General features: G+C 66.4%; 2 protein-coding genes. Both read left to right on the forward strand.

The window, feature by feature from the left end:
* Positions 1-2,713 (forward strand): condensation domain-containing protein (locus ACFWU2_RS20730; RefSeq protein WP_378610142.1); only part of this gene is annotated, 2,713 nt, incomplete at its 5' end.
* A gap of 353 nt (positions 2,714-3,066) precedes the next feature.
* On the forward strand, positions 3,067-5,588 hold a 2,522-nt coding region (locus tag ACFWU2_RS20735; RefSeq protein WP_378610143.1), incomplete at its 3' end, for an amino acid adenylation domain-containing protein.

The following is a 5,588-nucleotide window of genomic DNA, read 5'->3' on the forward strand; positions in this document are numbered from 1 at the left end:
GATCGCTCAGGCTGCGGTGGTGGTGTCGGCCTCGGATCTCGGGGATCAGCTGGTGGGGTATGTGGTGCCTGTTGTGGGGGCCACGGTCGATCGTGGCGAGTTGGCGGGGTTCGTCTCGGGGTTGTTGCCCGCGTATATGGTGCCGTCGGTGTTTGTGGTGCTTGATGAGTTTCCGCTCAACAGCAGTGGGAAGCTCGATCGGAAGGCGTTGCCTTCCCCTGTCTTCGGAGATCGCGAATCCCGTGATCCCGCAACCAAATCCGAGATCACGATCGCGAATGTATGGGCCGATGTCCTCGGAATCGATCGAGTCGGTGCAGACGATTCGTTCTTCGCGCTCGGTGGCAACTCTCTGGTCGCTACCCGGGTGATCGCCCGAGTCAACGAGGCCCTCGGTTCTTCACTGGCGATCCGTGAATTGTTCGAGGAACCCACCGTCGCCGGCCTTGCGGCGCGTATCGATGCGGGTCCCGTCGCATCCGGCAGGCCGGAACTCGTGGCGAGAACCCGCCCCGAACGGATCCCGCTGTCCCTTCCTCAGCAGCGAATCTGGGTGCTGAACCAGCTCGACCCCACGTCCGGCTCCTACAACATCCCGCTCGGCATCCGGTTGCGTGGCGAACTCGATGTCGCGGGCCTGGGTGCGGCGGTGCGTGATGTCGTCGAACGTCACGAGGCCCTCCGCACCGTGTACCCACACGACGAACATGGCCCTCGGCAGCAGATCGTTCCGGCCACCACGGTGGAAGATCTGACGGTGGTGACCGCAGCCTCGGAGCACGAGGCGTTCGAGGCCGTGGCGGAGATCGCGGGGCGCGGATTCGACGTCACCACCGAGGTGCCCGTACGCGGTCGCCTCGTATCCCTCGGGCCGGACGACCACGTACTCGTGCTGGTCGTGCACCATATTTCGGCAGACGGTGCGTCGCTGCCCACGCTGGCCCGCGACCTCATGGGCGCATACATCGCCAGGGCGGCAGGAACGGCCCCGGCCTTGCCTCCGCTCGAGGTGCAGTACGCGGACTTCGCGCTGTGGCAACAGGAGGTACTGGGCGACGCCGATGATCCCGACTCGCCCGCCGGGGTCCAACTGGCCTACTGGCGTGAGAGGCTCGCGGGTATACCGGATCTGCTCGACCTGCCCACCGATCGTCCGCGTCCCGCCCAGGCGAGCGGCCGGGGTGCAACCACGACAATCGAGGTGTCGGCGCAGACCCACTCGCGTCTCGACTCACTCGCCGGGTCGCGCCGGGCATCCCTGTTCATGGTGGTGCACGCCGCTATCGCCGTCCTCCTCTCCCGGCTGAGCAACTCCCGCGATGTGATCGTCGGTACCGCGGTGGCGGGCCGTGGCGCCCGAGCACTGGACGACGTGGTCGGCATGTTCGTCAACACCCTGGCGCTGCGCACGGACGTCGATCCGGCCACGGACTTCGAGTCGCTGCTCGACGCAGTTCGATCCGGTGACCTCGAAGCGTTCACGCACGCGGACGTCCCGTTCGAGCGTGTCGTCGACGAATTGGGGATCGCCCGGTCGTCCGCTCGTCATCCCGCGTTCCAGACCGTCCTGTCGTTCCAGAACCTCGAGCAGGCACGGATGGAACTGCCCGGTCTGACGGTCGACACGATCGGCACCGGGGAACTCGCGGCCAAGTTCGACCTGCAGGTCACCGTCGAACCTCACGACACCCCGGAGGGAACGCCGGCAGGCATGTCGGTAGCACTCACCTACGCGACCGATCTGTTCGACAAGGGCACCGTGGATGCGTTCGCCCGTCGTTTCGTGGCTCTCTTGGATGCGGTGGCTGCGGATCCCGCCGCGATCGTCGGGGACATCGAACTCCGCACGGAGGACGAGATCACAGCGGTGACAGGCAGCACCCCGCGTCAGGACACCACGACGGTGCAGGACGCCGACGTCACCATCGCGCAGGAGTTGCGCGTCGCCGTCGAGTCCGATCCCGATGCGCCGGCAGTGGTGGTGGGCGACGTCGAGTCGACATACGGCGAGGTCGAACAACGCTCGTCGCAGTGGGCTCGCTACCTGATCGCCCTCGGAGCCGGCCCGGGTGAGACGGTCCGCGTCGATCTGCCTGTAGGCATCGACCTGGTGGTCGCTGCGTGGGCAGTGGTCAAGTCGGGTGCGGCACTGGCAGTCGGGTCGTCGGAGGCTGCCCGCTGGGTACTGACGACCACCGACCGCGACGTTCACGGCTCCGGCCGACGACTGGCTATGGACGCACCGGACCTGGTCTCGGAGGTGTCCCGCCTCTCGGCGCGGACGATTGCCTATACCGAGCGGACCGCCGTACCGAGTCCCGGGGATACGGGGATCTGCTTCCCGGACGCCGCGCTCTCGCAGGGAAGGGCGGTCGCGCTCCTCCGCAACGGTATCGTCGGCAAGGAGTTGACCTACGACGCAAGGATTCTCGTTGCCGGTCCGGACGCGGATCGGTGGGTGCTCCATGCCGTGCTCGCTGCCGCCCTCGCGGGTGCCGTAGTGGTGATGGCGGACAATGCGTCCGATGTTGCCCATCTCGCGGACGAAGAGTGGGTGACCCACGCGTTCGTGCCCCGCGACGCGGTGGATGCCCTGGCAGCGTGCGCCGACCTCGAGACGGTGTTCGTGATCGACGGCGAAGAGGTGAGCGCGCCGTCGGGTGCGGCATGGGTTCTCAGCCCGTCCAGAGATCCCTGGGTCACGGGTCGGTGAGGGAGTTTTTTCGCAGAGAGAACGCAGAGAGAACGGAGACCGCTCGGGTCACCCCGACGGCATCGTCGTCTACAAATGTCCTTGCAGCGCATTCACGCATCCCCCGCATTCACGCCATGGGAGTCGGGGCCGGCGGTCACTCGGAATACACACGAATTGCTCCCTGAACAGGAAGAACGACAAATTTCCTTGTGTTGCGGGGGCTCTCGCGAGGTCGCCCCAACGGGTGTGACCCACCAGTGGCCGTAACATGACCCCCGGCCCACGATGCTCTATTTGGGCAGCTGACGACTGTCCGGTAACCAACGGGCGGCGACGGCCGAAACGGAGATATGAGGGAAGCGAGACCAGTGGTGAGTGAAGCCTCGCGCAAGGCCGGCATGCAGCAGGGGGACGGCGTGGCACGGGAGAACGTCGGCGAACCCGAGAGTGGACGGCCGCCGGTGTCCGAACGTGGACGGGAGCGTCGACGTCCCGCACGTCGGCGCGGTTCGCGCGCGATACTTCTGCCGCAGTTGCTTGCGACCGCGGTGGAACGTGACCCTTCTGCTCCCGCGGTGATGTTCGAGGATCGCTCGTGGACGTACGCGGAAATCGACGCCGACTCTTCGCGCCTCGCGCGAGCGTTGATCGACCGTGGACTCGGCCCCGAAGACATTGTCGCAGTCTCACTGGCGCGGTCGTTCGAGTCCGTGCTGGCCATCTGGGCGGTGGCGAAGACCGGTGCGGCCTTCGTTCCGGTAGATCCGAACTACCCTCCCGATCGCGTCGCGTACATGCTCGCGGATTCGGGTGCGGCGATCGGGCTTACGCTCGCGGCGACGGTGTCGTCGCTGCCGGACACCGTGGAGTGGCTCGCGCTCGACGACCCGCAATCGAGGGCCGAAGTGGAAGCGTTGTCGCCCGCTCCGGTGTCCTTCGACGAGCGCGTGCGTGCGCTGCGAGCCGAGAACCCGGCGTACGTCATCTACACCTCGGGGTCCACGGGCCGCCCGAAGGGCGTTCCGGTCACGCACAGCGGTCTGTCCGACCTGGCACAAGAGATGGTGGACCGCTTCGGGGCCACTGCGGGCTCCCGCACCCTTCACGTCGCCTCGCCCAGCTTCGACGCGTCGGTGCTCGAATGGCTGATGGCGATTTCCGTGAGTGCTGCCATGGTCGTCGCCCCGCCCGATGCGTTCGCCGGCGCCGAACTGACCGAGCTTCTTCGTCGTCACCGGGTGACCCACGCGCTGATTACGCCCGCGGTGTTGGCGTCGCTCGATCCCGAGGGACTCGACGGACTCGAAATGGTGGTGTCGGGCGGCGAGGCGTGCCCGCCGGATGTGGTGGAGCGGTGGGCACCGGGACGGCGGTTCCTCAACGCCTACGGACCGACCGAAGCGACGATCATGACGCATTGCAGCGGTGCTCTCGAGCCGGGGCGGCCGGTGACCATCGGTACGCCGGTGCGAAATCTGGGTGCGTACGTACTCGACAGCCGCCTGAATCCGGTCGCGCCCGGTGTTGCGGGTGAGCTGTATGTGTCGGGTCCCGCTCTTGCTCGTGGTTATCGGGGCAGACCAGGTCTGACAGCCGAACGTTTCGTCGCGGGTCCCGACGGAACGAGGCTCTACCGCACCGGTGATCTCGTCCGTGCGCCGCGTAGTGGCGACGACGAACTGGTCTACCTGGGGCGCAACGATTTCCAAATCAAAATCCGCGGCCTTCGGGTCGAACTCGGTGAAATCGATGCGGCGCTTGCGGCCTGTGATGGAGTCGATTTCGCGATCACTGTGGGCCGCGAGACGCCGGCGGGTGAGATGCGACTGGTGTCGTATGTGCATTCCGCGGGAGGTGTCGAGATCGATGCCGGTGAGATATCCGCAGCGGTGTCGGAAATGCTTCCGGCGCACATGGTTCCGTCGGCGATCGTCGTGTTGGATGATGTGCCCTTGACGCCGTCGGGCAAAATCGATCGTGCGGCGTTGCCTGAGCCGGAGTCGGTTTCGGTGCAGTTTCGTCCACCCGCAACTGCGCTCGAGGTTGCCGTGGCGGAAGAGTTCGGCGCACTCCTTGGTGTCGAGTGCATCGGGCTCGATGACGACTTGTTCGCACTGGGTGGCAATTCACTCGTGGCGACCCGACTCGCCGCGCGCCTCGGTGAACGCCTCGGCACCCGCGTACCCGCGCGGCTACTGTTCGAGCACTCCACGGTGGGAGAGCTCGCGGCCCTGATCGAACCCCTGGCGGTCGGGAACGAGACCCCTCTCGTCGCGAAAACCCGTCCCGAACTGGTGCCGTTGTCGTTGGCGCAGCAGCGGATGTGGTTCCTCAACCGGTTGAATCCGGGGTCGGCGGCGAACAACATCCCGGTGGCGATCAGATTGTCGGGCTCGTTGGATGTCGACGCTTTGCAGGCGGCGGTGTCGGATGTGGTGGCGCGGCACGAGTCGTTGCGGACGGTGTATCCGGAGGTCGACGGGGTCGGTTTCCAGAAGGTGCTCGGTGCCGGCGACGCGGTCGTGGAGGTACGCGTCGAGGACGTGAGTGCCGACGATGCGCCGGGGCGGGTCGTTGAGGCTGTGACTACCGGTTTCGATGTGACGCTCCAGGTTCCGGTGCGGGTGCGGTTGTTGCGGGTCGCGCCGCAGGAGCATGTGCTGGTGGTAGTGGTTCATCATATTTCCGGTGACGGGTTCTCGATGGGGCCGTTGACCCGGGATGTGGTCACTGCGTATGCGGCGCGGGCTGCGGGCGCGGCCCCGGGGTGGTCGGCGCTCGAGGTGCAGTACGCCGACTACTCGATCTGGCAGCGTGAGGTACTCGGTGACGAGTCGGACCCGGAGTCGTTGGCAGCCAAGCAGATCGCGTTCTGGGCACAGTCCTTGGAGGG

It is taken from the genome of Rhodococcus sp. NPDC058639 (assembly GCF_042717545.1).
GTDB lineage: Bacteria > Actinomycetota > Actinomycetes > Mycobacteriales > Mycobacteriaceae > Rhodococcus.